This window comes from Actinomadura sp. 21ATH, from assembly GCF_041951345.1.
GTDB lineage: Bacteria > Actinomycetota > Actinomycetes > Streptosporangiales > Streptosporangiaceae > Spirillospora.
The window spans coordinates 23,354-48,937 of sequence record NZ_JBGNUR010000016.1 but is presented as its reverse complement, the minus strand read 5'-3'; the positions used below and the strand labels follow the sequence as shown (position 1 = coordinate 48,937).

The following is a 25,584-nucleotide window of genomic DNA, read 5'->3' as shown; positions in this document are numbered from 1 at the left end:
CCCGGCGACGGGGGCACCCCTCCGGTCCCCGTCGCCGGGTCGACGAAATGCGGTGGCCCCCGCCCGGGATCCGCGTCAGCGCGGGACGCGCGCGACGCAGAAGACGGTCTGCCCGAACGGCGGGCGCACGACGCGCTCGATCCCGCGGGTCAGCGGGATTACGGTGCGGTCGTAGATCTTGACCAGCCGCGGGTCCGGGTAGCCGGCGCCGCCGCGGCGGACGGCGGCCCACCAGGCGATCCCGCCCAGGAAGTTGATCGGCTTGAGCACCTCCGGCAGCAGCCCGGCCTTGCGGACCGACGTCTTGAGGGTGTCGGGGGTGTAGCGGGTGACGTGCCCGACCTTGCGGTCGAAGTCCCCGTACAGCTGCATGTAGCCGGGCACCCAGATGACGATCCGGCCGCCGGGCTCGGTGACCGCGGCCAGGTCCTCCAGGGCCTTGACGTCGTCCTTGATGTGCTCCAGGACGTTCATCATGACGACCGTGTCGACCTTCTGCCGGATGTCGACGTCGGCGGGCAGTTCCAGGTCGAGGACCTCGACGTCGGGGTTGCCCTCGTACCGCTTGCGCAGCTCGCCCACGCAGTACGGGTCGTTGTCGCTGACCGCGAGGTAGTCGAGGCGGCCGGCGAACTGCTCGGAGAAGTGCCCGAGACCGGAGCCGATCTCCAGCAGGGACCGGCCGACGTGCGGTGCGACCATGTCGTACTCGTACTTGCGGTAGTTGCGCGCCTCGTCACCGCCGAGGTGGTTCTCCAGGGCGCCCTCGCCGGCGGCCGGCTGGACGAGCTCGCCGTCGCCCGCCGTGGGGGCCGCCGGCTGGCGCGGGCCGCTCCCGAGGAGGTTGACGAGGGTACCGGTGATGGACTTCTTCTGACCTGGTGACTGCATTACTTCCCGCTCGCTGGGTGCGTGTAGCCGCTCGCTGTTCTTCGGCTTGGCGTTCGCCGGACCGCGGGCCGGCACCTCTACGGGGCAGGCCGGTCTCTGGCGCAAGGTCGCGTCAGTCTACCCACAGCGGCCCCGGTGGCATGCCCCAGGCGCGCCATTTCGCCTCGCGGGCCGCCGCGCCGCGCAGCCGGACGATCACCGTCCGGTGAACTCGCGGGGCTGGCTGGACGGGCCGGCGCCGCCCATGAGATGCCAGGTCACATCGCCGTACCGGGTCGCGAACAGGTAGTCGCGGCAGGCGCGTTCGAGCGCGTTCGGCGGGCGGGTCCGGGCCGAACCGAATTCGTCCTCGGCGGCGGCGAGGAGGGCGGCGCCGAGCCGTTCGGGCGTCGCCCCGGGCAGCAGGTCGGCGAGCGCCGGGCGCGTCTCCTCGCCCGCGATGTAGCGGGCGGCGACGCCGTCGGGGACGACGTGGACCGCGGCGTGCGCGAGGTCGGCGTGCCGGGTGCGCAGCCGCGCGGTGCGTACGGACCCGTTCCGGAGCGCCGCGGCCGAAGGGCCGAGATCTTCGACGGCCGTGGCCACGAGCTTGCCGAGACCGGGCGGCGCCCCGGAACGGGGGTCCCGGCGGCGGGAGGTACCGCGCGGGAGGACGAGCGTGACGTTGAGCGTGCCAGAGCCGGTGTAGACCGCGGCGCCGCCGGTGGCCCGGCGGACGACGCGGACCCCGTCCTCGGCGCAGCCGGCCAGGTCGACGGCGCGGTCGACGTCCTGGAAGCGGCCCACGATCACGCTCGGGGCGTTCCGCCAGACGCGCAGCAGCGGTGCGGCGCAGCCGGTGCGCGCCAGCGCCTCGTCCAGCGCGAGGTGCCACGCCGGATCGCGTGCCGGATCGCGCGCCTGGTCGACCACCATGCTGAGCAACGCCGGGCCTCCCGCCCTCCTGGTTCCCCGCAACATACCCATGTCGCGGGGAGATCTCAGGCGGAGAGTTTCATATGGCGACACAGTGCATATGAGACGGTCAGCGGATCGTGCGGTGGACGCCCTCCCGCTCGCTGGGGCCCGGCTCGGCCGCGGCGATCCACGGGCCGGGGATGGACGGGTCCAGCACGCCCTCCTCCAGCCAGGTGAACTCGCCGCCGAGCACCTGCCTGGCGAGCTTCGCGTCGAGGTCGTCGGTGTTGCGCCAGAGCCCGTCGAACAGCTCCTCCACCCGCACGCGGGACTGCCGGCAGAACGCGTCGGCGAGCCGCAGGGCGGAGCGGCCGGGTGCCGTCGCGCCGGTCCCGGCCAGCGGTTCCGCGCCGTCCGCGGCGTCCGCCTGGGCGCGGACGCAGACGGCGCTCATCGCGAACAGCTCGGCGCCGATGTCGACCATGCGGCCGAGGAAGCCCTGCTTGTACTCCAGCCGGCCCTGCCAGCGTCCGGCCGCGTAGAAGGTGGAGCGCGCCAGCTTGCGCGAGGCCCGCTCGACGTAGCGCAGGTGCCGGGCGAGCGCGCCGCACTCGGCGTACGAGCCGGGCCGCTGCCCCGCGCCCGTCACCAGCGTCGGCAGCCAGCGCGCGTAGAAGCCGCCGGCGCGGGCCGCCGCCCGCACCTTGTCCTCGCGGGACGCCTCGGGGTCGATGATGTCGCCGGCCACCGCCAGGTGCGCGTCCACCGCCTCGCGGGCGATCAGCAGATGCATGATCTCGGTGGAGCCCTCGAAGATCCGGTTGATCCGCAGGTCGCGCAGCACCTGCTCGGCCGGGACGCCGCGCTCGCCGCGGGCCGCGAGCGACTCGGCCGTCTCGTAGCCGCGGCCGCCGCGCACCTGGATCAGCTCGTCGGCGACCCGGCAGGCCATCTCCGAGGACCACAGCTTGGCCAGCGCGGCCTCGATCCGGATGTCGTTGCGCTCGTCGTCGGCCAGCTGGCCGGACAGGTCGAGCATCGCCTCCATCGCGTACGAGGTCGCCGCGATGAACGCGACCTTGCGCGCGACGGCCTCGTGCTCGCCGACCGGGCGGCCCCACTGGACGCGCTCCCGGCTCCACTCCCGCGCGATCTTCGTGGCCCACTTGCCGGCCGCGGCGCAGATCGCCGGCAGCGACAGCCGGCCGGTGTTGAGCGTGGTGAGCGCGATCTTGAGCCCGGCGCCCTCCGTCCCGATCAGGTTGGCGGCGGGCACCCTGACCTGGTGGAACCTGGTGACGCCGTTCTCGATGCCGCGCAGGCCCAGGAACGCGTTGCGGTGCTCGACCGTGATGCCCGGCGTGGACATGTCGACCACGAACGCCGAGATGCCGCCCCGGTGGCCCTCCGACTTCGGGACGCGCGCCATCACGACGACGAGGTCGGCGACGACGCCGTTGGTCGTCCACAGCTTGACGCCGTCCAGGAGGTACGAGTCGCCGTCCGGGACGGCGGTGGACCGGAGCCGGGCGGGGTCGGAGCCCACGTCCGGCTCGGTCAGCAGGAACGCGCTGATCTCCCGGGCGCAGCGCGGCAGCCAGGTCTCCTTCTGCTCGGCGGTGCCGAACAGCTTGACCGGCTGCGGCACGCCGATCGACTGGTGCGCCGACAGCAGCGCGGCGAGCGCGGGGTTCACCGATCCGACGATCATGAGGGCGCGGCCGTAGTGGAGCTGGCCGAGGCCGAGGCCGCCGTACCGTTCGGGGATCTTCATGCCGAGCGCGCCGATCGCGCGCAGTTCCTGGATCACGCCGTCGGGAATGCGCGCGGTCCGCTCGATCTCGGCCGGGTCGATCTTGGTGGCGCACAATTCCCGGAGCCGCTCCAGGAACTCCTCCCCCTTCCGCCGCGCCGCCTCGTCCGGGCGCGGATGGGGATGGATGAGATCGAGCCGGAAGTCGCCCAGGAAGAGCTGTTTCCCGAAGCTCGGCAGGCGCCATTCGGCGTCCCGCGCCTCTTCGGCGACCTTGCGCGCGGCGCGCTCGTCCACGCCCGTGGCGGGGACGGCGGGGCTCTCGGCGGTCTTGCGGCTCGGCTCGCTCATGCTGCTTCTCCGTTCGCCTCAACCGCGAAGTTACTCCCCGGTCCGGGAGTTGAGCAGGCCCAGAACGGGAGCGATGTAATGATCTTGAACGAGGTTACGGGCGCCCTTTGCGGAATCCGGGAACGGAGCCGCCGCGGAACCGGAATCAGGCCGGAGAAGGACCGTTCCATCGCGCGTGCTCGCCGACGAATCCGACGTCCACCATGGACGAAAAGTGCTCCAATAAAGGGGAGTGTGGGCAAAGACCTTGACCGCGCGAGGCAGGAAAGGTTCGCTGTGCGTGATGGATGAGACACGGAGGCCGACGCTCATCGCCTCGGTGCAGCGGGCGCTGCGCCTGATGGAGGCGGTGGCGGCGCATCCCGGCGGTGCCCCGGCCAAGCAGCTCGCCCGCGAGGCCGCCCTCCCCCTCGCGACCACCTACCACCTGCTGCGCACGCTGGCGCACGAGGGCTACGCCACGCGGCTGTCGGACGGGCTGTGGGTGCTGGGCGACCGCGTCGAGTCCCTGCACGGGCCGTCCCGCACGCAGCAGGTGCTGGCCCGGATCCGCCCCACCCTGATCGCGCTGCGCGACGAGCTGGGCGCCGCCGCCTACTTCGGCATGCAGATCGACGACGAGATCCAGATCGTCGACGTCGCCGACGGCCCGCGCGCCCCGCGCGTCGACCTGTGGGTCGGCTTCAGCGACGCCGCGCACGCCACCGCGGTCGGCAAGTGCGTGCTGGGCCAGCTCAGCGAGGACCGCCGCCGCGACTACCTGGCCCGGCACCCGATGGTCGACCTGACCCCGCACACCATCACCGACCCCGCCCGGCTGCTCGGGCTGCTGCGCGAGCCCGGCGACGTCTCGATCGACCGTGAGGAGTACGCGATCGGCACCGGCTGCGCCGCCGTCCCGGTCAGCGACGCCACCGGCTCGGTCGTGGGCGCCCTCGCCGTGTCCGTGCCGCCGCGCAGGCTGCCGAAGGTGGAGGCGTCCGCGCACCGGATGCGGGCGACCGCCGCCCGCATCCAGCGCACGCTCAGCCTCACGATGGCCTAGCAGCCTCGCCCGGCCCCCGGCCTAGCGGCCCTTGAAGTCGGGCGGCCGCCGTTCCAGGAACGCGGCGATGCCCTCCTTGGCGTCCTCGGTCGCGGCCAGCCTCACCAGCTCGCCGAGCAGATGCTCCACCTGGTCCTCCAGCGGCCGCCCCTCGATCGCGAAGAACGCCTCGCGGCCCCTGCGCAGCCCGATCGGGCTCTTGGCGGCGATCGTGCGGGCCAGCTCGTCCACCCGGCCGTCCAGCTCGGCGCGCGACACCGCCTCGGTGACCAGGCCGATCTCGCGGCCCTCGGCGGCACTGATCTTCTGGCCGGTGTAGTAGAGCTTGAACGCGTGCTTCGGCGGCACGTTCCGGTTGATGATCGCCATGATCATCATCGGCCACAGCCCGACGTTCACCTCCGGGGTGCCGAGCGTGACGTCATCGGCGGCGATCACCAGATCGCAGGCCGCCGCCAGCCCGAGCCCGCCCGCCACCGCGTGCCCGGCCAGCCGCGCGATGATCGGCTTGCCCAGCCGGGGGAACGCGGTGAACAGCCGGTACGGGGCGCTCGCCCGGATCGCGTCCGGGTCGGCCACCGTCCCGTCCGCGCCCAGCCCGGCCAGGTCCGCCCCGGCGCAGAAGGCCCGGTCACCGGCGCCGGTGAGCACGATGACCCGTACCCCGTCGTCGGCGGACGCCCGGTCGAACGCCGCCAGCAGCTCGCCGATCATCTCGTCGCTGAGCGCGTTGCGCGCCTCGGGCCGGTTGAGCGTGATCCGCGCGATGCCGGCGGCCGCCTCGTACAGAACGGTCCCGTCCATGCCCCTCCTCGGCCCTCTCGGCCCCTCTCGGCCTCTCTATGGCGAAACGGAACGGCGGGCGGGGAATCCCCGCCCGCCGTCCGGCGAATCCTACGGTCAGACGCGCTCGATGATGGTGGCGTTGGCCTGGCCGCCGCCCTCGCACATCGTCTGCAGGCCGTAGCGGCCGCCGGTGCGCTCCAGCTCGTGCAGCAGCTTGGTCATCAGCACGCCGCCGGTGGCGCCCAGCGGGTGGCCCAGCGCGATCGCGCCGCCGTTGGGGTTGGTCTTCTCCAGCGACGCGCCGGTGTCCTTGGCCCACGCCATCGGCACCGGGGCGAACGCCTCGTTCACCTCGAAGACGTCGATCTCGTCGATCGTCAGCTTGCTCTTGGCGAGCGCCTTCTCGGTCGCGGGGATCGGGCCGGTCAGCATGTAGACCGGGTCCGAGCCGGTCAGCGCCAGGGTGTGGATCCGCGCCCGGGGGGTCAGGTTGTGCTGCTTGACGGCCTCCTCGGAGGCGATCAGCAGCGCGGACGACCCGACCGAGATCTGCGAGGCGACCGCGGCGGTGATGTCCCAGCCCTCGCGCAGCGGCTTGAGCCCGGCCATCTTCTCCAGGGTGGTGTCGGGGCGGGCGCCCTCGTCCTTGGTCAGCCCGGCCAGCGGGGCGATCTCCCGGTCGAAGTAGCCGGCCTCGATCGCCTTGGCGGCCCGCTGGTGGCTCTCCAGCGCGAACTTCTCCATGTCCTCGCGGGAGAAGCCCCACTTCTCGGCCATCAGCTGCGCGCCGCGGAACTGCGAGATCTCCTGCTGGCCGTACCGCTCGCCCCAGCCCTCGCCGTACGGGAAGGGCATGCCCTTCTCCAGCGCCATGGCGACCGACGAGCCCATCGGCACGACCGCCATCTGCTCGACGCCGGCCGCGACGACCAGGTCCTGGGTGCCCGACAGCACGCCCTGGGCGGCGAAGTGGATCGCCTGCTGCGAGGACCCGCACTGCCGGTCGATCGTCACGCCGGACACGCTCTCGGGCAGCCCGGCCGACAGCCACGCGGTGCGCGCGATGTCCAGCGACTGCGGGCCGACCTGCATGACGCAGCCCATGATCACGTCATCGACCGCGGACGGGTCCACCCCGGTGCGGTCGACGAGCTCCTTGAGCGTGTGCGCCCCGAGGTCGGCGGGGTGGACGTCCTTGAGGGCACCCTTCTTGGTGCCGACGGGGGTACGGACCGCGCCGACGATGTACGCCTCGGCCACTACGCCTCCAAGTGTGGGGTTGGATGGTTCCGTCCCGAAACCGAGTGTGATTCGGTCAGTCAGTATGAGATTACATCGCCTGTGATGCAACGCCCATATGACCTGCATCTCGCAGGGACGGCCACCACCAAGGTAGGCGGCGCCCGCGTCAGCGCTCCGAGGCGGTCCCCGCGAAGACGTTCACGTCGGCGTCGTCGCCGAGGGACTCGTCCGCCAGCCTCGACAGCAGCCGGGCCAGCTCCGGATGCTCCTCGGGCTCCCAGCCCTCCAGGTGGCGGGCCAGGCCGGCGCGGCGGGCGGCGACGAGCCGGCCCGCGACCTCGCGGCCCGCGGCGGTCACGGTGAGCTCCCCGCCGTGCCGCTCCACGAGCCCGTCCTCGACGAGCCGGTTCACGTACGGCCGGCCCTTCTCCTCGGGGACGCCCGCGCGCTCGGCCAGCGCGCCGCCCCGGATCGTCCCCTCCCGGGCGATCCGGCACAGCGCCCACATGCTGCCCGCGGGCAGGTCCACCTCCGCGATCCGGCCGAGCCGCGCGTACAGCTCGGCGGCCTTGGCGTCCTGCCGCATCAGCTCGCTCAGCGCGCGCTCGATCTCGTTCTGCGACGACCGGTACGTCGGCGCGCCCCCGAACCCCTCCCCGTAGTCCCGGGTGTGCGAGGTCGCCCGCAGCGGCACCTCCCGCAGGAACCACGTCAGCGCGAACCCCACCAGCACGATCGGCACCGCCCACAGGAACACCGTCTGGATCGACTCGGCGTACGCGTGGACGAAGTCGCCGCGGATCCCCGGCGGGAGCCGTTCCATGGCCTTCGGGTCGCCCTGCGCGGCCTCCGGGTCGAAGCCCGGCGGCACGCCGCGCAGCACGCTCTCCATGTTGCGCGACAGCTGGTGGCTGAAGACCGACCCGAACACGGCGACGCCGAACGAGCCGCCGATCTGCCGGAAGAACGTCACGCCCGACGTGGCCGCGCCGAGGTCCTCGTACGGCACCACGTTCTGCACGGCGATGACCAGCACCTGGAGGACCATGCCGAGGCCGAAGCCCAGCAGCGCGAAGCGCAGGCTCATCGAGGACGTCGAGGTGGTCTCGTCCATCCGCGAGCACCACCACAGCGCCACCGCGATGATCGGCGTCCCCAGCACCGGGAAGATCTTGTAGCGGCCGGTCCGGCTGATCAGCTGCCCGGAGCCGATCGAGGAGACCAGCATCCCGGCCATCATCGGCAGCAGGTGCACCCCGGACATCGTCGGCGTGACGCCGTGCACCACCTGGAGGAAGATCGGCAGGAACGTCAGCGCGCCGAACATCGCGAACCCGACCACGAAGCTGATCGCCGACCCCAGCGTGAACGTCGGGTGCGCGAACAGCCGCGGCGGCATCACCGGCTCGGCCGCGCGCCGCTCCACCAGCACCCACGCCACGATCAGCACGGCCGCGCCGGCCCCGAGCGCGATGATCTGCGGCGACACCCACGCGTAGGTCGTGCCGCCCCAGGTGGTCAGCAGCACCAGCCCGACCGACCAGCCCACGATCAGCAGGATGCCGAGGTAGTCGATCCGGTGCCGCTCCCGCCGGGACGGCGCGTGCAGCACCGCGGCGATCGCCGCCAGCGCGAGCACCCCGACCGGCAGGTTGATGTAGAACACCCACCGCCACGACAGGTTGTCGACGAACCATCCGCCGAGCAGCGGCCCCACCACGCTGGAGATCCCGAAGACGGCACCGAACAGCCCCTGGTACCGGCCCCGGTCGCGCGGCGGCACGACGTCCCCGACGATCGCGACGACCAGCACCATGAGCCCGCCGCCGCCGAGCCCCTGGAGGGCCCGGAACGCGATCAGCTCGCCCATGTTCTGCGCGATCCCGCACAGCGCCGACCCGATCAGGAAGATGACGATCGACGTCTGGAACAGCCGCTTGCGGCCGTACTGGTCGCCGAGCTTGCCCCACAGCGGCGTGGACGCCGTGGCGGCCAGCAGGTACGCCGTGACCACCCACGACAGGTGGTCGAGCCCGCCGAGCTCCCCGACGATCGTCGGCAGCGCCGTGGACACGATCGTCTGGTCGAGCGCGGCGAGCAGCATGGCCAGCATGAGCGCCCCGAGCACCACGTACAGCCGCCGCCCGGTGGGCATGCTCCCCGCCCCGACCGGCGCCTCTGTCGCCCCAACGCCCATGCCAAGCCCCCATGCCGTACGGCTACAGGGGACCCCTTACCCACCGCGACCGCGAGATCACCGGCCGCGGTGGGCGGCCCGTCTCAGCGCACGATGTCCTTGGCGACCTTCGCGGCGCCCGCGGCGGCCACGCCGCCGGCCAGGGCGACGGCGGCCGCGGCCCGCCACAGCGGCAGGGTCCTGCGGGAACGGAGACCGCTCGCGGCGTCCAGGGAGTCCACGACCAGCCCCATGCGGGCCCAGAGGACGCGGTCGGGGTCCTTGCTCAGCAGGTAGCCGGCGCCCAGCGCGATCTCGCGGGCGGCGAACATCCGGACCGCCAGGTCGCGGCCGCCGTCGGTGGGCTTGGCCGCGCCGAGGGCGCGGGCGCTGAGGCCGGGCGCGACGAGCGCGGCGGCGCCCAGGGCGATCCGGCCCCTGGCCACGTGCACCATCAGGTCGTCGACGCGGTCCCGCTTCTGGTCTTCCATCGCATCTGCCACGTCCGTGAGGTTATCCCCGCACCGAACGGAATTCGACCTCGGGGGTAATGCTTTCCTTACCCGCGGCCGGGGCGGCGCGCCGTCTAGGCTTCCAGGGGCGGCACGTCATCGAGCGGAAGGTGGCCATGGAAGGGATTCTGGCCCTGATCGTCGTCGCGCTGCTGGGGTCGTTCTGCATCCGGTGGGCGGCGGGGCGGATGCGGCTGCCGGTACCGGCCCGGGCCTCCGTGATCGTGGTGTTCGTGCTGGTGGTGCTGGCCCTCTGGGGGCAGTCCCTGGAGTGACCCCGGGGGCGAGGTACGGCAATTTCTCCCTTTCGCCGCGAACAAACCCCGCCGGCGGCGAGTCATAGCAGTTGAGACCGGCTTCGCACACCCCGGCGCCCCCGGCGGCGCGATCGTTCCCCGCACCGCGAGGCCGACCGGAGCCGTAGGGAGAGAGACGTGCCGCAACCGGCCACGATCGCCGCCGCCCCCGTCGCCCCCCACCTCCGGCGCCTCCTCGACTTCACCGAGCCCTCCCCCGACGACGTCTGCCTGGACGTGGCGCGCGGCACCGGCCCGATGCCGGACGCGCTCGGCCCCCAGGTACGGCACGTGACCGCGGTGGACGCGATGCCCCGGCGGCGCCCCGGCCCCGGCGGCCGCCGCATGGACACGGTCACGTTCGGCACCGGCCCGGTCCGCATCCCGAGCGGTCCCGACACCCCGCCCGAGGCCAGGACGACCATGGCGACGCGGGACGACATCCGCGTCCGCCGGCGCGGCACCCCCGATCCGGTACGGGTCCGCGCCGACGCGACCGCGCTGCCGTACCGCGACGGCAGCTTCACCCTGGTCACCGCCCGGTTCTCGCTCTACACGCTGGGACGTCCCGAGCGCGTGCTGCGGGAGCTGCTGCGGGTGTGCCGGGGCCGGCTGATCATCGCCGACCTCGTCCGCGGGAACCTGGCGCAGCCCGACCGGGACCGCATCGAGCGGCTCCGCGACCCCGACCATCCCGGCACCCCGTCGATCGCGGCGATGACCGAGCTGGTCACGTCGGCGGGCGCCAGCATCCGGCGGCTGGACGTGTTCACCGTCGAGCGCCCGCTGGAGCCGTGGCTCGCGGGCGCCCGCGACCCGGACGCCGCCGACCGCATCAGGACCGCGCTGCTGGACGAGGTGGACGGCGGCCCCCGTACCGGCGCGAAGCCCCGCGTCATCGGCGGCGAACTCTGGTTCACCCAGTCCTGGGCGCATGTCGCCGCCGAGCCCATCTAGGGTGCCCGGCGTAGGGTGAGCGCATGCGCGCCTGGGCGGTGGAGAAGCCGGGGCCGATCCAGGGTCGGCCGCTGCGTCCCGTCGAGCGCGCGGTGCCCGAGCCCGGGCCGGGCGAGCTGCTGATCCGGGTGCTGGCGTGCGGCGTCTGCCGGACGGACCTGCACGTCGCGGAGGGCGACCTGCCCGTCCACCTGCCGGGCGTCACGCCGGGCCACGAGATCGTGGGCGAGGTCGCCGCCGCCGGGGACGGCTGCCTGCGCGCGCCGGGCGACCGGGTCGGCGTGGCCTGGCTCCGCGGCACGTGCGGCGCCTGCCGCTTCTGCCGCCGCGGCGCCGAGAACCTGTGCCCCGCGTCCGTGTACACCGGCTGGGACGCGCACGGCGGGTACGCCGAGTTCGCGCTGGCGGTCGACGCGTTCGCGTACGCGCTGCCGGACGGGCTCGACGCCGTGCGGGCCGCGCCGCTGCTGTGCGCGGGGATCATCGGCTACCGGGCGCTGCGCCGGGCCGGGCTCCCGCCGGGCGGGCGGCTGGGCGTGTGGGGGTTCGGCGGGTCCGCGCACCTGGCGGCGCAGGTCGCGATCGCGGAGGGCGCCGAGGTGTACGTGTTCACGCGGTCGGCCGCGGCCCGCGAGCTGGCTCTGGAGCTGGGGGCCGTGTGGGCGGGCGACTCCTACACCGCGCCGCCGCGGCCGCTGGACTCGGCGATCACGTTCGCGCCGGTCGGCGAGCTGGTCCCGGCGGCGCTGCGGCGGCTGGACCGCGGCGGGACGCTCGCCATCGCCGGGATCCATCTGAGCGACATCCCGGTCCTCGACTACGAGCGGCACCTGTTCCAGGAACGGCAGGTCCGTTCCGTCACCGCCAACACGCGGGCGGACGGCGAGGAGTTCCTGCGGCTGGCCGCGCGGCTGCCGGTGACGGTCGCGACGCGCCCGTACCCGCTGGACGAGGCCGACCGCGCGCTCGCCGACCTCGCCGAGGACCGCTTCACCGGCGCGGCCGTACTCGTTCCTTGACCACGGGCCTTAACCACGGGCCTTGACCACGGGCCCTGGCCGATCGTCCCCTAGGTGCGGGGCAGCTCGAACCAGACGGCCTTGCCCGCGGCGGTGGGGCGGGCGCCCCAGCGGCTGGCGAGCTGGTCGACCAGGTACAGGCCGCGGCCGCCCTCGTCGGTCTCGCCGGCGCTGCGGATCCGCGGCAGCCGCATGTCGGAGTCGAACACCTCGACCCAGACCGCGTCGGCGCCGCGCCGCAGCCGCAGCCGGAACTCCTTGGTCGGCGGCTCCCGGCGGCCCAGGTCGGCGCCCAGGTTCCAGTCGTCCTCGTCGAACGCGTCCACCGCGTCGTCGAGATCGGCCATGGAGAAGTCGCCGGTGTTGAACTGCACCAGCGGCGGCCCCTCCAGCACCAGCTCGCGGCGCGGCGTCGGCGTCGCGGTGGCGTGCAGCACGACGTTGGTGACCACCTCGGACACCAGCAGGCAGGCCAGCTCGGCCTGCTCGTCGTGCATCCCCCAGGACGCGAACGCGTCGGCGGCCATCCGGCGGGCCTCCGACACCATGATCGGCTCGGCCGGGAAGGTGCGCTCCTCGACCGCCAGCTCCTCGCCGGCGGTGCGGATCACCACGATCGCCACGTCGTCGTTGATGTCGCCGGGGACGGCCTCGTACGCGGCGTTCGCGATCGTCTCCACGTCGCGGCCGGCGACCGCCTCGATCGCCGTGCGGACCAGCTCCCGGGACTCCTCGCGGGTGTGGTACTCGCCGTTCTCCCGGGGCCGCCGGTCGATCAGCCCGTCGGTGTAGAGGACGAGCGTCGTGCCCGGCTTCAGCTCGGCGGTCTCCTCGGTGAAGAAGATCTCGCCGCCCATGCCCGGGGCGCGCACCCCGAGCATCGCCCCCTCGCTCTCGAACGGCAGCTCGCTCACCTCGCCGTCGGTGATCACCAGCGGCGGGTCGTGGCCGGCGTTGGCGAACTCCAGCACGCGCGACCAGGCGTCGTACACGAAGTACGTGCACGACACCAGCGGCGGGCGGACCAGGTCGTCGCTGTTCCAGCCGGAGCTCATCCGCTCGGGGCGGGTCATCGTGCGCACCCACTCGTCGAGCTTGCGCAGGATCTCGGCGGGCGGCTTGTCGTCCTGCGCGAACGCCCGCAGCGCGGCGCGCAGCTGGCCCATCACGGCGGCGGCGCGGGCGCCGCGGCCCTCCACGTCGCCGATCACCACCCCGACCCGGCCGGCCGACAGCGGGATGACGTCGTACCAGTCGCCGCCGACCTGGGTCTGGATGCCGTGCCCGTGCGACTCCAGGGGGCGGGCCGGCTCGTACCGCCAGGCGATCTGCAGGCCGTCCGGGCGGGGCGGCCGCTCGCCGGGCAGCAGGTGCTTCTGGAACGCCAGCGCGGTCTCGCGCTCCTCCTCGAACAGCAGCGCGTTGTCGACGGCGAGGGCGACCCGGCTGGCGATGGCGCCGAGCAGGTCGCGGTCGAAGCCGTCGTAGTGCGGGTCGGCGCGGCGGGACAGGCTGGACAGCGCCATGCTCATCACGCCGAGCAGCTCGCCGCGCACCAGCAGCGGCGCGGAGATCACCGAGGTGATGCCCATCTCGTCGCCCAGCCGCTTGCTGGAGTCGGACGGGGCGCTGAACCGGTGCTGGACCATGTCCTCGACCAGCACCGCGTCCCGGCGGCTCATCGCCTTGGCGCTGAAGTGCCCCTCGGGGTACGACACCGGCTCGCCCACCGCGGCCCAGGTGCCGGGCGGCGGCTCCCAGCCGCCGGCGTGCCGCGACACCCGGCGGTAGAGCCGGTCGCCGCTGTAGAGGTCGATGAAGCAGTGGTCGGCGAACTGCGGCACCAGCGTGTCGGCCACCCGGCGCAGCGTCGTCTCCAGCTCCAGCGAGCCGCCCAGCCGCTCGCCGATCCGCTCCAGCAGGCCGTACCGGTCCTGCTCGCGCTGGTTGCTGCGGAGCGCCTCGCGGGCGAAGATCACGACCCCGTCGACGGCGCCGGAGGGATGGCGCAGCGGCACGGCGTGCGCCCGCGTGTAGACGGTGGTGCCGTCCGCGCGCAGGTTGCAGAACGTGCCCTCCCACACGTTGCCCTTGAGCACGTGCCGGGCGAGTTCGGTCGCCTGCTCGTGGTCCTCCTCGGCGATGCCCAGCGACAGCACCGAATGCCCGATGATGTCGTCGCCGCCGTGGCCGAACAGCTGCCGCGCGAACGAGTTGCCGTAGATGACGTTGCTGAAGCGGTCGCAGACGATGACCGCCATCTCCATCTGGTTGAGGACGGTCTCAGGCGGCAGGCGTGCGTCGAGCGGCGACTCCCCCCATCGCTTCATGTGCCCACCCTGCTCACCGAAGCCACCAGTTCACCCGACGGCACCGCACCCGAAAGCACCGCACCACACAGCACGAGACAGCAGCGCACCGGTCACGCCCTCACCGGACACGCGGCCGGAACGCCACACGTTCCTTCTTCGTATTGAACGACGAACTCACCGCCGGGATACGCGAGATCCGGGTCATGGTACGAAGATCTTCGGGAAAGTCCGCGGCGGGAACGGCGATGACCTGCTCACCGCCTGCTGACGAACACGTGCTCGGCGATGTCGCGCGGAAGTTCGGACCCCGATCCGCCGTCCTCGTCGTCACACGTCACCCGTACCCCGTCGTCGCTCTCCCGGAGGGTCACCTCCCGCCCCGGTTGTATCCCGATCTGCTTGAGTCTAAGCATCAGGTCGCTGTCGCCCTGGACCTGCTCGCTGATCCGGCGGACGACGGCCTGGGCGCCGCCGGCGGTCGCGACGGCGGTCATCACCGACAGCGCGGCCGGCTGCGGCTCCTCGCCGTGGCCGCCCAACTCGTCCAGCCCCGGGATCGGGTTGCCGTGCGGGCAGGTGGTCGGGTTGTCCAGCAGGGCGACCAGCCGCCGCTCGACCTCCTCCGACATCACGTGCTCCCAGCGGCACGCCTCGATGTGGACGTCCTCCCAGGGCAGCCCGATGACGTTCACCAGCAGGCATTCGGCCAGGCGGTGCTTGCGCATGACGCGGGTGGCCAGGCCGCGGCCGCTGTCGGTCAGCTCGAGGTGCCGGTCGCCCTCCACCCGCAGCAGGCCGTCACGCTCCATGCGGGCGACCGTCTGGCTCACGGTCGGGCCGCTCTGCGAGAGTCGCTCGGCGATGCGCGCGCGAAGGGGGATGATCCCCTCTTCTTCTAGCTCGAAGACCGTCCGGAGGTACATCTCCGTGGTATCGATCAAGCCGTGTGAGGTCACAGCTCCCTCCAGTCTTGTGGCCTCGAGTCTACTTCGCTCCACCTCTTCAGGGAGGGTTCGCGCGGATATCCCTGGTGTGGTGGCCCCCGGTACGGGTACGGAGCAACGCACCATGACCTCCGAAGATTCCCATGACGCCACCCCGTACCTGCCCGGTGACCCGGCGTCACGGACGGACCTCGGCGCGCTCGCCGAAGCGGCGGCGGGATGCCGGGGATGTCCGCTGTACGCGAACGCCACCCAGACCGTCTTCGGTGCCGGCGCCCCGAACGCCCGGGTCGTCTTCGTCGGGGAGCAGCCGGGCGATCAGGAGGACCGCAGGGGCGAGCCGTTCGTCGGCCCGGCCGGCAGGCTCCTCGACCGGGCCCTGGAAGAGGCCGGGATCGAGCGCGGCGACGTCTACATCACCAACGCCGTCAAGCACTTCAAGTTCAAGCGGCAGTCGGGCAAGCGCCGCATCCACGAGTCCCCGAACGTCCGCGAGACCCGTGCCTGCCGCCCCTGGCTGCTGGCCGAACTGCGCGCCCTGGAACCGGACGTGGTCGTCGCCTTGGGCGCCACCGCGGGCAAGGCCCTGCTGGGCTCCTCGTTCCGGGTGACCAAGCAGCGCGGAGAGCTGTTCCCGCTCCCCGACCTCGACCTGATCGGCACCCCCGCCGCCGCCGACCCGCCCGCCGAACGCGACTCCGCCCGCCTCTGCCTACTGGCCACGATCCACCCCTCGGCCGTCCTCCGCTCCGACGACCGCGAAGGGATGTACGAGGGCCTCGTCAACGACCTCAAGATCGCCGCCTCCGCCGTCGGCTGAGAGCCGGCCGACGCGGCGGGGCTCAAGGGTGCAGGGCCGTGCGGGTGTCGTACTTCAAGAGGGCCGGGACGCACAGGGCGGCCACCACCACCAGGATCGCGCAGGCCAGGCCGCCTCCCACCCAGGAGGCGGTGGCGCCGGCCATGGCCGCGGTGGCGCCGGCGCGGACGTCGCCGAGGCGGGGGCCGCCCGCGACGACCACGACGAAGACGCCCTGGAGGCGGCCGCGCATCTCGTCCGGCGCGTACGTCTGGAGCATCGTCTGCCGGAAGACCGAGGAGACCAGGTCGGCGGCGCCGCCGACCGCGAGCAGCAGGAGAACGAGCCACAGCTGGTGGGCGAGTCCGGCGGCGGCGACGGCCAGGCCCCAGGCGACGATGGACGCGACCAGCGCGACGCCCTGCCGGTGGACGCGGCCGATCCAGCCGGACACCAGGCCGCCGGCGAACGCGCCGAACGCGATCGAGGCGAAGAGCCAGCCGACCGCCCCCTCGCCGCCGAAGCGGGTCTCGGCGACCTCGGGGAACAGGGCGCGCGGCATCGCGATGCCCATCGCGATGATGTCGACGACGAACGACATCAGCAGCACGGGCTGGGTCCACAGGTAGCGCAGGCCCTCGATCACCGAGCGCAGGCCGGGCGTGCCGGTGACGTCGCCGAGCGGCGGGATGGGCGGCAGCCGCAGGGCGGCCCACAGGACCATGGTGAAGAGGACGGCGTCCAGCGCGTACGCGGCGGAGTAGCTCCACTGGGCGAGGATCACGCCGGCGAACATGGGGCCGGCCAGCATGCCGACCGTGCTGGCGGTGAACGACAGCGTGTTGGCCGCCGGGACGAGGGAGGTGTCCAGCAGCCGCGGGATGATCGCGGACCGGGTCGGCGAGGCCACCGCGAAGCCGGTCGCCTGGACGGCCACCACCGCCATGATCAGCCAGAGGTTCCCGAGCCCGAGGAGCGCCTGGAGGAGCAGGAGCAGCGTCGAGCCCCACATGACGCAGGAGGAGATGAACAGCAGCCTGCGCCGGTCCATGTGGTCGGCGACCGCGCCGCCCCACAGCCCGAAGACGATCAGCGGGACGAGGTTGACGACGCCCAGCGCGCCGACCCAGAACGACGACCGGGTCATGTCGTACACCTGGACGGGCACGGCCACGGCGGTGACCTGGAAGCCGATGTAGGAGACGCCGTGGCCGAGCCACAGCCGCCGGAACGCTCCATGCCGCAACGGCCGCACATCGATCGCGACCCGCCTCACCCACTTCACGGGGAGAGTCTCTCGACCTTCCAGGTGTCGGCGCCGCCGGGGGTCGCCGCGGGTACGCGCCGGTAGCGGAGCCGGTCGTGCAGCCGGTTGGGGCGGCCCTGCCAGAACTCGACCGTCTCGGGGACGACCCGGAAGCCGCCCCAGAAGTCCGGCAGCGGCACCACGTCGTCATCGCCGCGCGCGCTGTCCGGGAGCGTGGCCGGGTCCGGCCAGCGGCGGGCCAGCTCGGCCCAGCCGGCCTCCAGCTCGGCCCGCCCGGGGATCACGGCGGACTGGTGCTCGCTGGCCCAGGCGCCGAGCCGCGAGCCGTATGGGCGGGTCCGGAAGTAGGCGGCCGACTCGGCCCGGGACAGTTCCTCGACCGCGCCGGCGACGATCACCTGCCGGTGCATCGAGTGCCAGGGGAACAGCAGCGAGGCCCGCGGGTTCTCGGCGAGGTCGCGGCCCTTCCGGGAGGTGAGGTTGGTGAAGAAGCGGAAGCCGTCGCGGCCGTACCCCTTGAGCAGGACGGTACGGACGCTCGGGACGGCCTCCGCCGAGGCGGTCGCGAGGACCATCGCGTTCGGCTCGGCCAGCGCGGCGAGCGCGGCCGCGTCGGCGAACCACGCGGCGAAGAGGTCGAGCGGGTCGGCGGGCAGCGCCGTCTCGGCCAGCTCCCCGCCCTCGTAGGTGCGCCGGAGCCCGGCGGGGTCCGGAATCGGATTGTCCACGGCGAACGAGCCTCTCACCTGCGCTTTGTGCATCTCAAAGGGACCTGGGTACTCATCGGTAGGAGCGACAAGGTTCAATGGCACGGCACCGCCTTATCACTATGGGGACGAAAGGCAGGACGACATGTCCGACTTCAAACCCGGTCTCGAGGGGGTCGTAGCCTTCGAGACCGAGATCGCCGAACCGGACAAGGAAGGCGGCGCCCTCCGCTATCGGGGCGTCGACATCGAGGATCTCGTCGGCCGCGTCTCCTTCGGCGACGCCTGGGGCCTGCTGGTCGACAACAGCTTCGACCCGGGGCTGGCCCCGGCCGAGCCGCACGTGCTGCCGGTGACGTCCGGCGACGTGCGGGTGGACGTCCAGAGCGCGCTGCCGATCCTGGCCCCGGCGTACGGCATGCGCCCGCTGCTCGACATCAGCGACGAGGAGGCCCGCGCCGACCTGGCCCGCACCTCGGTGACCGCGCTGTCGTTCGTGGCGCAGTCGGCCCGCGGCGTCTCGCGGCCGATGGTGCCGCAGTCCCGGATCGACGAGGGCGCGACCATCACCGAGCGGTTCATGATCCGCTGGCGCGGTGAGCCTGACCCCAAGCACGTCCAGGCCATCGACGCGTACTGGGTCTCCGCCGCCGAGCACGGCCTGAACGCCTCCACGTTCACCGCCCGGGTGATCGCCTCCACCGGCGCCGACGTCGCCGCGAGCATCTCCGGCGCGATCGGCGCGATGTCCGGCCCGCTGCACGGCGGCGCCCCCGCCCGGGTGCTGCCGATGATCGAGCAGGTGGAGCGGCTCGGCGACGCCCGCAAGGTCGTCACCGACATCCTCGACTCCGGCGAGCGGCTGATGGGCTTCGGCCACCGCGTCTACCGCGCCGAGGACCCGCGCGCCCGCGTGCTGCGCCGTACCGCCCGGGAGCTGAACGCCCCCCGGTTCGAGGCCGCCAAGGCCCTGGAGGACGCCGCGCTGGCCGAGCTGCGCGAGCGCCGCCCGGACCGTCCCATCGAGACCAACGTCGAGTTCTGGGCCGCGGTCATCCTGGACTTCGCCGAGGTCCCGACCGCGATGATGCCCGCCATGTTCACCTGCGGCCGTACCGCCGGGTGGGCCGCGCACATCCTGGAGCAGAAGCGCACCGGCCGCCTGGTCCGGCCCTCCGCCCGCTACACCGGCCCCGGGACCCGCGACATCAACGACGTCCCCGGCGCCGCCGAGACGCTCAGGCGCCGCGCCGCCTGACCCCCGTTCCCCGAACGCCCCGCGAGGCCCCCGGCTCCGGCCGGGGGCCTCGCGCCGTCCCGTCTCAACGCGCGGGCGGGCACCCGCCGGGCGTCGCGGGCGGGCGGCTGACCAGGCGGCCGCAGACCGCGACCATCTCCAGCCGGCCGTCGGGCGGGCGGACCGCCGTCAGCAGCACCGGCTTCTCCACGATCTGGTGGCCGACGGCGCGCGGCCCGAAGCGCAGCAGGCCGGTCGCGCCCTGCGGGAGCGCGCCCTCGCCCGGCTCGGTCAGCTCCGACAGGATCGCGGCGGCGGTCGGCAGCGTCCGGTCCTGGTCGCCGTAGATCCGCTCGGCGGCCCCGATCACCGCGCCCGCGGCGTCGTACCCGAGCGCGGCGTGCGTCAGGGACGGCCGCGCGTTCGCCGGGGCCTTCGCGCCGACCAGCTCGTCCGCCACCGGGCCGAACGAGCTGTAGAACACGTGCAGCGGCTGCCCGCCGACCCACGCCGGGTCCCACGCCTCGCGCGCCGCCAGCGGGCTGAAGAACAGCCGGATCGAGTCGGTGCGGCCGATGCTCGCGGCGTTGTCGCTGACGTACTTGGTGACCTCGTCGCCCGCCATCACGATCCGCCGGCCGCCGCACTCGGTGTTGGCGAGCTTGTTGACGAACAGCTGGAACTCGTCCGAACGGCCCGCGTAGTAGAAGATCTCGGCCGGCTTCGTGCACGCCTCCTGCACCTTCGCCGACACCTGGCTCGGGTCGGCGTACGACAGCGTCCGCACCTTGCCGGGCGCGAACGCGGCGGCGAAGTCCTGCGCCAGGTTCCGGCTGTACCGGTCGTCGCGGGTGGTGTCGAGGAAGACGTCCGCCGTCGTGGCCCGCACCCCGGTCTGACCGTTGCGGGCCCAGTGCGCGGCGTGCTCGGCCAGCCGCCGGTTCGGCGGGGCGAGCCGGAAGTAGTACGGCGAGAAGCGGCCCTTCGCCAGGCCCGTGCCGTCGAACGTGTTGGTCGTGCCGATCATCGGAAGCGCCGACTTGGCCAGCTCGTCGATGGCCTCCTGCGTCTGCCGGCGGCTCTGCCCGAACCCGACGACGCCCACGATCGTCGGATCGGCGGCGGCGAGCCTCCTGATGTCGCCCGCCACCGCGCGGGCGTACCGGAACCGGGAGCCGGTGTTGGCCAGCAGGATCCGCAGCCGCGGCCGGCCGCCGGCCGCGTTGTGCCGCTGCTGCGCGATCGACAGCCCCGCCATCTCCCCATGGTTGCCGGCGAGCAGGTCGGTCTCGGAGTTGCGGTTGGCCGGGTCGGTCGTCATCGGGCCCAGGTAGACGATCGTGACGTACGGCTTGCCGGACTCGACCACCTGGTCGTTGAGCGCCTCGATCCGCCGCTCCACGCCCCGGAGGCGGTCGTGGAAGACGTACGACCCGTCGCTGATCCCGATGCACTCGCCGTTGGGGGCGTACCGGACGGTGAGCGGCGAGCAGTACTGCACCGCCTGATAGGTGATCACCGACACGGAGGCGGCGAGCAGCGTCCCGGCCACGATCCACGGCACGGCCGGCCGGCTCGCCAGGGGCCGGCGGCGGCCGCGGTACACCGGCTCGGTGGACGCGCCGTCGCCGCGGCCCGCGTCCACCCGCAGCTCGCGGCGGGTGCCGAGCACGGCCACCCGGCGCCGCTCGTCCTCGTGGCCCGTCCACAGCGGGTTGCCCTGGGCGCTCTCGCGGACCCCGTCGAGGTCGGTCACGCTCTGCTCGCCCAGCGGTGCCCGCACGGCCAGCGCGAGCGTGCGGGCCTCGTCCCGCGAGCCGAGCAGCACCGCGACGACCAGCGGGTCGAACCGCTCCTCGGCGCGCCGCACCTCCTCCACCCGCTCGACGAAGCGGCGGCCCTGCGCCCGGTTCGGGTCGCCCTCGGGCAGCCGGTCGACCACCACGGCCGGGTAGCGGACCCGGGCCCAGGCGGCCCGCCACATCCCGCGCCGGTACGCCGCCCGCAGGTCGTGCAGGAACGCCGCGACCAGCAGCCGTTCCAGATCGCCGTCCAGCGGCGTGCCGGGGGCGGCCTCGGGCCGGTCGACGATCTCCAGCGCGAAGCCGAGGAACCCCGACGACCTGGCGTGCACGTAGCCCTGCTCGCGGGAGGTGAACCAGCGGTAGCGCCGTCCGCCGGCCCAGTCCCGGGTCCGCGCCGCCACCTGGACCAGCACGAACGCCAGCCCGGCCGCGCCCGCCACCAGCGCCGCCAGCAGGTCCAGCGTGCTCGCCGCGGTGGCGCTGACCAGCGCGATCAGCGCGACCCCGATCGGGGCCAGCTGGTCCACGTACGACAGCGCCGACGCCAGCCGGCCCTGCTGCCCGGGCCGCTCGGCCGGCACCATGATCCGCCGCCGGCTGCGGATGCCGCGGCCCAGCAGCGTCCGCCGGCCCGCGTCGTCCCCGGACGCCGCCCGCAGGTCGGCCGCCAGCCCCCACAGCTGCCGCTGCGCGTCGGAGGCGAACTGCCGGTCCGGCGGCCGGCCGTCCCCGGCCTGCGCCTGGTCCAGCCGCATCCGCCGCAGCTCCAGCAGCCACAGCAGCATGCTCAGCATCGGGAACCGCAGCCCCGGCTCGAACCGCTGCCGCGGCTGCGACAGCTCGTGCGACACGTGCCGCAGCAGCAGGGCCAGGTCGGTGAACGCGTGCGGGGCCGGCCGGCCCTCCCCGTCCACGCCGGACGTGATGTGGCTGACCGGGCCTGGGTCGTCCCGGCAGCGCTCCACCAGGCGGTGCGCCACCTGCTGCGCCTCCGCCTCGGTCCCGAACGAGATCAGCAGCGGCCGCAGCCGGTCGCCGGCCCGCACCCCGGGCCGTTCCCGGATCCGTTCGAAGAGGCTGACCAGCCCCTCGAACCGGTCCGCCCCCTGCGGCTCCGCATGCCCCGCGCTCACGCGGCACCTCCCGCCCTAGATCAAGCGCCCGCGCCATATAACCGGGCACTGACCGATCTTGGGAAGGTCCTTGCCATCATTGATGCTTGACTCCTCCCCTCAGGAAGAGGGGATTCCTGGCTCACGCCGGCCGTGGACCGGCGGCCCAGCGGCTCTTACACGATCAGCACCAGCCGGATTGAGACCAGCCCGGACCAGCATCATTCGGGCCGAAGGTGTACGCGGGGTGGACGAGGTACAGCTCACGGCCGTGCTTACGGGCCATATGGATCAGGGTTCGCTTGGTCGCGCCGATCGTCGCGTCCACCCCCTTTCTGCTGCGGAACGCTGCTGCCCTCGCGCAGCCACGCGAGACGGGCGCGGGCCTCGGTGAGCATTTCGTCCAGCCGTGCCAGGCCGCAGTTCTCGCCCTCGGCGTACGCCCGCTTCGACCGGGCCACGCACTCGTTCCAGATCCACCGGCACCGTGCCCACTCCGCGAGCAACGCGTCCTGGGCGGTCGACGACAGCCGGAGCCGGTAGGTGTGCCGGGCGTACCCGGCACTTTCCGCCCCTAGTGGTGTCGCCATGGTGTCAACTTAACACTAGCCTCGCTTTCATGGATGATGAAAAGCGCATTACGCTCAGGCTTCCCGGAGACCTTCATGCCTGGCTGGCGGCTCAGGCCAAATCCGCCCGGCGGTCCCTCAACTCCGAGATCGTGCACCGCCTCGAAAGCGGGCGCGACGACCTCTCCGCTACGGCTTCGGAGGGCCTCAGTGACCGATGACTTCGACGAGCCGCTTGAGGGTGACATCGGGCCCGCGCCCGCGGCGGCCGGCGGGGCCGGAGGGGCCGGGCCCGCGGCGGCGGACGCGGGCGAGGAGCTGCGGCGGTACGAGCGGGAGCGGGAGGCGCGGCGGCGCCGGACCAACGCGGTCGCCGGCCGGATCGCGGCCGTGTTCGTCGCGCTGCTGCTCGGCTTCCTGGCGTACGACTCGATCGCGACGGCCGTGGAGGCGCGGCGCCGCGGCGACCCGTGGGTCTACCCGCCGGCCGTGGTCGCGGGCGTCTGCCTGGCCGCGCTGGCGGTCCTGGCCCTGTGGACGGTCCTGGCCGCCCGGCGCGGCCGCAGGTGAGCCGGGAGGCGTCTCGGCATGTGGGCCCTTTCCATGATCCGAGCCCCAGGTCAAGTAGCCTTCTGCGGGTGACCGAGAGCGCCAATCCAGCCATTGCCATTCCCGCCGACCTCAAGCCCGCCGACGGCCGCTTCGGCTGCGGCCCGTCCAAGGTCCGTCCCGAGCAGCTCGCCGCGCTGGCCGAGTCGGGTGCTGCCTACATGGGCACCTCGCACCGGCAGAAGCCGGTGAAGTCCATCGTGGGGCGCGTCCGCGAGGGCCTGTCGGAGCTGTTCTCGCTGCCCGACGGGTACGAGGTCCTGCTCAGCAACGGCGGCACCACCGCGTTCTGGGACGCCGCCGCGTTCGGCCTGGTCCGGGAGAAGTCGCAGCACCTGACGTTCGGCGAGTTCTCCAGCAAGTTCGCCAAGGTCACCAAGGGCGCGCCCTGGCTCGCCGACCCGTCGGTGATCGCCGCGGACCCGGGCACCCACCCGCTGCCGCGGGCCGAGGAGGGCGTGGACGTCTACGCCCTGACCCACAACGAGACCTCGACCGGCGTGGCCATGCCGATCCGGCGGCCCGAGGGCACCTCCGCGGACGAGGCGCTGGTGCTGGTCGACGCGACGTCCGGCGCCGGCGGCCTGCCGGTGGACGTCAGCGAGACCGACGTCTACTACTTCGCGCCGCAGAAGTGCTTCGCGGCCGACGGCGGCCTCTGGGTGGCGCTCGCCTCCCCGGCCGCGCTGGCCCGGATCGAGGAGATCGCCGCGTCCGGCCGGTACGTCCCCGAGTTCTTCAACCTGAAGACCGTGGTGGACAACTCGGCCAAGGACCAGACGTACAACACCCCGGCCGTGGCCACGCTGCTGCTCCTCGCCGAGCAGATCGAGTGGATGAACGGGCAGGGCGGCCTGTCCTGGACCACGTCCCGTACGGCGGACTCGGCGCAGCGGCTCTACACGTGGGCGGACAAGACGTCGTACACCACGCCGTTCGTGACCGACCCGGCGCAGCGCTCGCAGGTCGTCGGCACGATCGACTTCACCGACCGGGTGGACGCCGCCGCCGTCGCCAAGGTGCTGCGCGCCAACGGGATCGTGGACACCGAGCCGTACCGCAAGCTGGGCCGCAACCAGCTGCGCATCGGCATGTTCCCGGCGATCGACCCGGCCGACGTCGAGGCCCTGACCGCCTGCGTCGACCACGTCGTCGAGCGCCTCTAGCAGCGGTTCCCTACGCGGCGGCGGGCACCGGCTCGCCGCCGCGTTCGGCCGTGCGGTGGCGGAGGAGGGCGCGGTCCCGGTCGGCGTCGGCGGGGGTGAAGCCGGTCCAGACGCGGTCGTCGACGTCCCAGGGGCGGGCGGTCGGCAGGAAGCTCGCGCGGGCCAGCACGCGGGGGCGGCCGCGGACGAGGCCGGCCTGGAGGTACGTGCCCTCGCGGAGCATGACCACGGTCGCGAAGCGGACGCCGGTGTGGCGCTCGGCCTCGCGGAACCAGCGCGGGTTGGACGCCCAGTAGAGGTTCTGGCCGGTGTCGACGGCGACGCACAGCGGGCTGAGCGCGGCGCGGGCCAGGTGGACGCGGCCGGGCCGGGCGCGGTCGGTCCAGGCCAGCGCGGCGCGGCCGGTCAGCGAGGCGAGCGCGGCGGCGATCTCGGTGGTGGCGCGGAGCCCGGCGAGCAGCTGGAAGAGCGGCTCGCTGTCGGTGGTGCCGGTGGCGGGGGGCAACGCGTGCAGGGCGCGCAGCTCGCCGGCCTCGATGTCGCCGTTGTGGGTGGCGATGATCCCGGGCGGCGGGCCGGGGACGACCAGGGGGCTGGCGTTGGCCAGGTCGTGCGGGGTGCCCTGCGTGGCCCAGCGGGTGTGGCCGAGGACCGTGGGGGACGCGTCGAGCGCGGGCAGCAGGTCCGGGTGCCAGACGCCGCCGAAGCCGCCGCGGCCCTTGACCACGCGGCAGCCGTCGTGGTGGAGGTCGGAGTACCGCTCGCCGGCGGTGCCCGCGGGCGCCTCTGGGCCGGGGGCGGCGGGACGGCCGGTGAGGAGGGCGATCCCGGCCGAGTCGCGGCCGCGTTCCTCGGCGAGCGCGCCCAGCACCACGAGCGCGTCCGAGGCCCGGCCGGGATCCCCGGCGCGGGGCGAGCGCAGCAACCCGAACAATCCGCACATGCTCGGTGAGATGCAGATCATCGGCGCCCGGTTCGAGCGTCCCGTCCGGGCGAATAAGCTCGGATCCGTGAATCGTGCGCCCCGCTGGCTGCTTCCCACCGTGCTGACCGCTCTGGTCCTGCTGGTGGTGGTCGGCGCGCTGCTCGGCTGAGTCCGGGCGGGCGGCGCCGGATCCGGCCACGCGGGTCG

At 73.4% G+C, this 25,584-nt stretch carries 24 protein-coding genes; 10 read left to right on the top strand and 14 right to left on the bottom strand.

Features of this window, described 5'->3' with window-relative positions; translation table 11 throughout:
- Window positions 1-75 precede the first annotated feature (75 nt).
- From ACA361_RS33240 to ACA361_RS33230, 3 genes are all read right to left on the bottom strand, one after another.
- Window positions 76-891: a class I SAM-dependent methyltransferase gene (locus ACA361_RS33240; RefSeq protein ID WP_375018662.1), complete on the bottom strand. Its 816-nt coding sequence runs from the start codon at window positions 889-891 to the stop codon at window positions 76-78.
- Between the two features lie 195 nt (window positions 892-1,086).
- Window positions 1,087-1,806, bottom strand: a complete 720-nt coding sequence (locus tag ACA361_RS33235) for a biotin/lipoate A/B protein ligase family protein (protein WP_375018856.1) — start codon at window positions 1,804-1,806, stop codon at window positions 1,087-1,089.
- A 109-nt stretch (window positions 1,807-1,915) separates the two neighbouring features.
- On the bottom strand, window positions 1,916-3,892 hold the full coding sequence (locus ACA361_RS33230) for an acyl-CoA dehydrogenase family protein (protein WP_375018660.1): 1,977 nt from the start codon (window positions 3,890-3,892) through the stop codon (window positions 1,916-1,918).
- Window positions 3,893-4,175: 283 nt separating this feature from the next.
- Between ACA361_RS33230 and ACA361_RS33225 the strand changes: the two genes are divergently transcribed.
- Window positions 4,176-4,937: an IclR family transcriptional regulator gene (locus ACA361_RS33225; protein WP_375018659.1), complete on the top strand. Its 762-nt coding sequence runs from the start codon at window positions 4,176-4,178 to the stop codon at window positions 4,935-4,937.
- A 21-nt stretch (window positions 4,938-4,958) separates the two neighbouring features.
- Here ACA361_RS33225 and ACA361_RS33220 read toward each other — a convergent pair whose 3' ends face one another.
- The 4 genes from ACA361_RS33220 to ACA361_RS33205 form a co-directional block, all read right to left on the bottom strand.
- Entirely contained in the window at window positions 4,959-5,741 is a 783-nt protein-coding gene (locus tag ACA361_RS33220; RefSeq protein ID WP_375018658.1) for an enoyl-CoA hydratase/isomerase family protein, read from the bottom strand.
- 96 nt (window positions 5,742-5,837) lie between these two features.
- Complete coding sequence (locus tag ACA361_RS33215) at window positions 5,838-6,983, bottom strand: acetyl-CoA C-acetyltransferase (RefSeq protein WP_375018656.1); 1,146 nt, start codon at window positions 6,981-6,983, stop codon at window positions 5,838-5,840.
- Window positions 6,984-7,131: 148 nt separating this feature from the next.
- Window positions 7,132-9,120, bottom strand: coding sequence for an MFS transporter (locus ACA361_RS33210; protein WP_375018654.1), 1,989 nt, complete (start codon window positions 9,118-9,120; stop codon window positions 7,132-7,134).
- A gap of 125 nt (window positions 9,121-9,245) precedes the next feature.
- On the bottom strand, window positions 9,246-9,644 hold the full coding sequence (locus tag ACA361_RS33205; protein ID WP_375018652.1) for a hypothetical protein: 399 nt from the start codon (window positions 9,642-9,644) through the stop codon (window positions 9,246-9,248).
- Window positions 9,645-9,769: 125 nt separating this feature from the next.
- Between ACA361_RS33205 and ACA361_RS33200 the strand changes: the two genes are divergently transcribed.
- The 3 genes from ACA361_RS33200 to ACA361_RS33190 all read left to right on the top strand — a co-directional run bounded on the left by ACA361_RS33200 (window position 9,770) and on the right by ACA361_RS33190 (window position 11,925).
- Window positions 9,770-9,928 carry a hypothetical protein gene (locus tag ACA361_RS33200; RefSeq protein WP_375018650.1) on the top strand — a complete coding sequence of 53 codons (159 nt, stop codon included), beginning with the start codon at window positions 9,770-9,772 and terminating at the stop codon, window positions 9,926-9,928.
- 159 nt (window positions 9,929-10,087) lie between these two features.
- The gene (locus ACA361_RS33195; protein WP_375018649.1) at window positions 10,088-10,906 is read left to right on the top strand and encodes a class I SAM-dependent methyltransferase; all 819 of its coding nucleotides are present in this window, start codon (window positions 10,088-10,090) and stop codon (window positions 10,904-10,906) included.
- Between the two features lie 23 nt (window positions 10,907-10,929).
- Complete coding sequence (locus ACA361_RS33190) at window positions 10,930-11,925, top strand: zinc-dependent alcohol dehydrogenase family protein (RefSeq protein ID WP_375018647.1); 996 nt, start codon at window positions 10,930-10,932, stop codon at window positions 11,923-11,925.
- Window positions 11,926-11,975: 50 nt separating this feature from the next.
- On the opposite strand, the gene ACA361_RS33185 is transcribed toward ACA361_RS33190, so the two are convergent.
- Entirely contained in the window at window positions 11,976-14,255 is a 2,280-nt protein-coding gene (locus ACA361_RS33185; RefSeq protein ID WP_375018645.1) for a SpoIIE family protein phosphatase, read from the bottom strand.
- Window positions 14,256-14,491: 236 nt separating this feature from the next.
- Window positions 14,492-15,193 (bottom strand): metal-dependent transcriptional regulator, encoded by a 702-nt coding sequence (locus ACA361_RS33180; RefSeq protein ID WP_375018643.1) that lies wholly within the window; start codon window positions 15,191-15,193, stop codon window positions 14,492-14,494.
- Between the two features lie 112 nt (window positions 15,194-15,305).
- Here ACA361_RS33180 and ACA361_RS33175 point away from each other — a divergent pair, with 112 nt between their 5' ends.
- The gene (locus ACA361_RS33175; RefSeq protein WP_375018641.1) at window positions 15,306-16,001 is read left to right on the top strand and encodes a UdgX family uracil-DNA binding protein; all 696 of its coding nucleotides are present in this window, start codon (window positions 15,306-15,308) and stop codon (window positions 15,999-16,001) included.
- A 22-nt stretch (window positions 16,002-16,023) separates the two neighbouring features.
- Here ACA361_RS33175 and ACA361_RS33170 read toward each other — a convergent pair whose 3' ends face one another.
- A complete protein-coding gene (locus tag ACA361_RS33170) occupies window positions 16,024-17,265 on the bottom strand; it encodes an MFS transporter (protein ID WP_375018639.1) in 1,242 nt (413 codons plus the stop codon).
- A complete protein-coding gene (gene pdxH, locus ACA361_RS33165; protein WP_375018637.1) occupies window positions 17,262-18,008 on the bottom strand; it encodes a pyridoxamine 5'-phosphate oxidase in 747 nt (248 codons plus the stop codon). The genes ACA361_RS33170 and pdxH overlap by 4 nt, the downstream gene beginning before the upstream one ends.
- A 91-nt stretch (window positions 18,009-18,099) precedes the next feature.
- On the opposite strand from pdxH, the gene ACA361_RS33160 reads away from it, so the two are divergent.
- A complete protein-coding gene (locus ACA361_RS33160) occupies window positions 18,100-19,212 on the top strand; it encodes a citrate synthase 2 (RefSeq protein WP_375018635.1) in 1,113 nt (370 codons plus the stop codon).
- 64 nt (window positions 19,213-19,276) lie between these two features.
- Here ACA361_RS33160 and ACA361_RS33155 read toward each other — a convergent pair whose 3' ends face one another.
- Window positions 19,277-22,129 carry an ABC transporter substrate-binding protein gene (locus ACA361_RS33155; RefSeq protein WP_375018633.1) on the bottom strand — a complete coding sequence of 951 codons (2,853 nt, stop codon included), beginning with the start codon at window positions 22,127-22,129 and terminating at the stop codon, window positions 19,277-19,279.
- Between the two features lie 254 nt (window positions 22,130-22,383).
- A complete protein-coding gene (locus ACA361_RS33150) occupies window positions 22,384-22,698 on the bottom strand; it encodes a helix-turn-helix domain-containing protein (RefSeq protein WP_375018631.1) in 315 nt (104 codons plus the stop codon).
- Window positions 22,699-22,727: 29 nt separating this feature from the next.
- Here ACA361_RS33150 and ACA361_RS33145 point away from each other — a divergent pair, with 29 nt between their 5' ends.
- From ACA361_RS33145 to serC, 3 genes are all read left to right on the top strand, one after another.
- Entirely contained in the window at window positions 22,728-22,898 is a 171-nt protein-coding gene (locus ACA361_RS33145; protein ID WP_375018630.1) for a toxin-antitoxin system HicB family antitoxin, read from the top strand.
- Window positions 22,888-23,247, top strand: a complete 360-nt coding sequence (locus ACA361_RS33140; protein WP_375018628.1) for a hypothetical protein — start codon at window positions 22,888-22,890, stop codon at window positions 23,245-23,247. Before ACA361_RS33145 ends, ACA361_RS33140 begins: the two co-directional genes overlap by 11 nt.
- Before the next feature lie 68 nt (window positions 23,248-23,315).
- Complete coding sequence (gene serC, locus ACA361_RS33135; protein ID WP_375018626.1) at window positions 23,316-24,452, top strand: phosphoserine transaminase; 1,137 nt, start codon at window positions 23,316-23,318, stop codon at window positions 24,450-24,452.
- Window positions 24,453-24,462: 10 nt separating this feature from the next.
- On the opposite strand, the gene ACA361_RS33130 is transcribed toward serC, so the two are convergent.
- Complete coding sequence (locus ACA361_RS33130) at window positions 24,463-25,386, bottom strand: hypothetical protein (RefSeq protein ID WP_375018624.1); 924 nt, start codon at window positions 25,384-25,386, stop codon at window positions 24,463-24,465.
- Window positions 25,387-25,393: 7 nt separating this feature from the next.
- On the opposite strand from ACA361_RS33130, the gene ACA361_RS33125 reads away from it, so the two are divergent.
- Complete coding sequence (locus ACA361_RS33125) at window positions 25,394-25,546, top strand: hypothetical protein (RefSeq protein ID WP_375018622.1); 153 nt, start codon at window positions 25,394-25,396, stop codon at window positions 25,544-25,546.
- Window positions 25,547-25,584 lie beyond the last annotated feature (38 nt).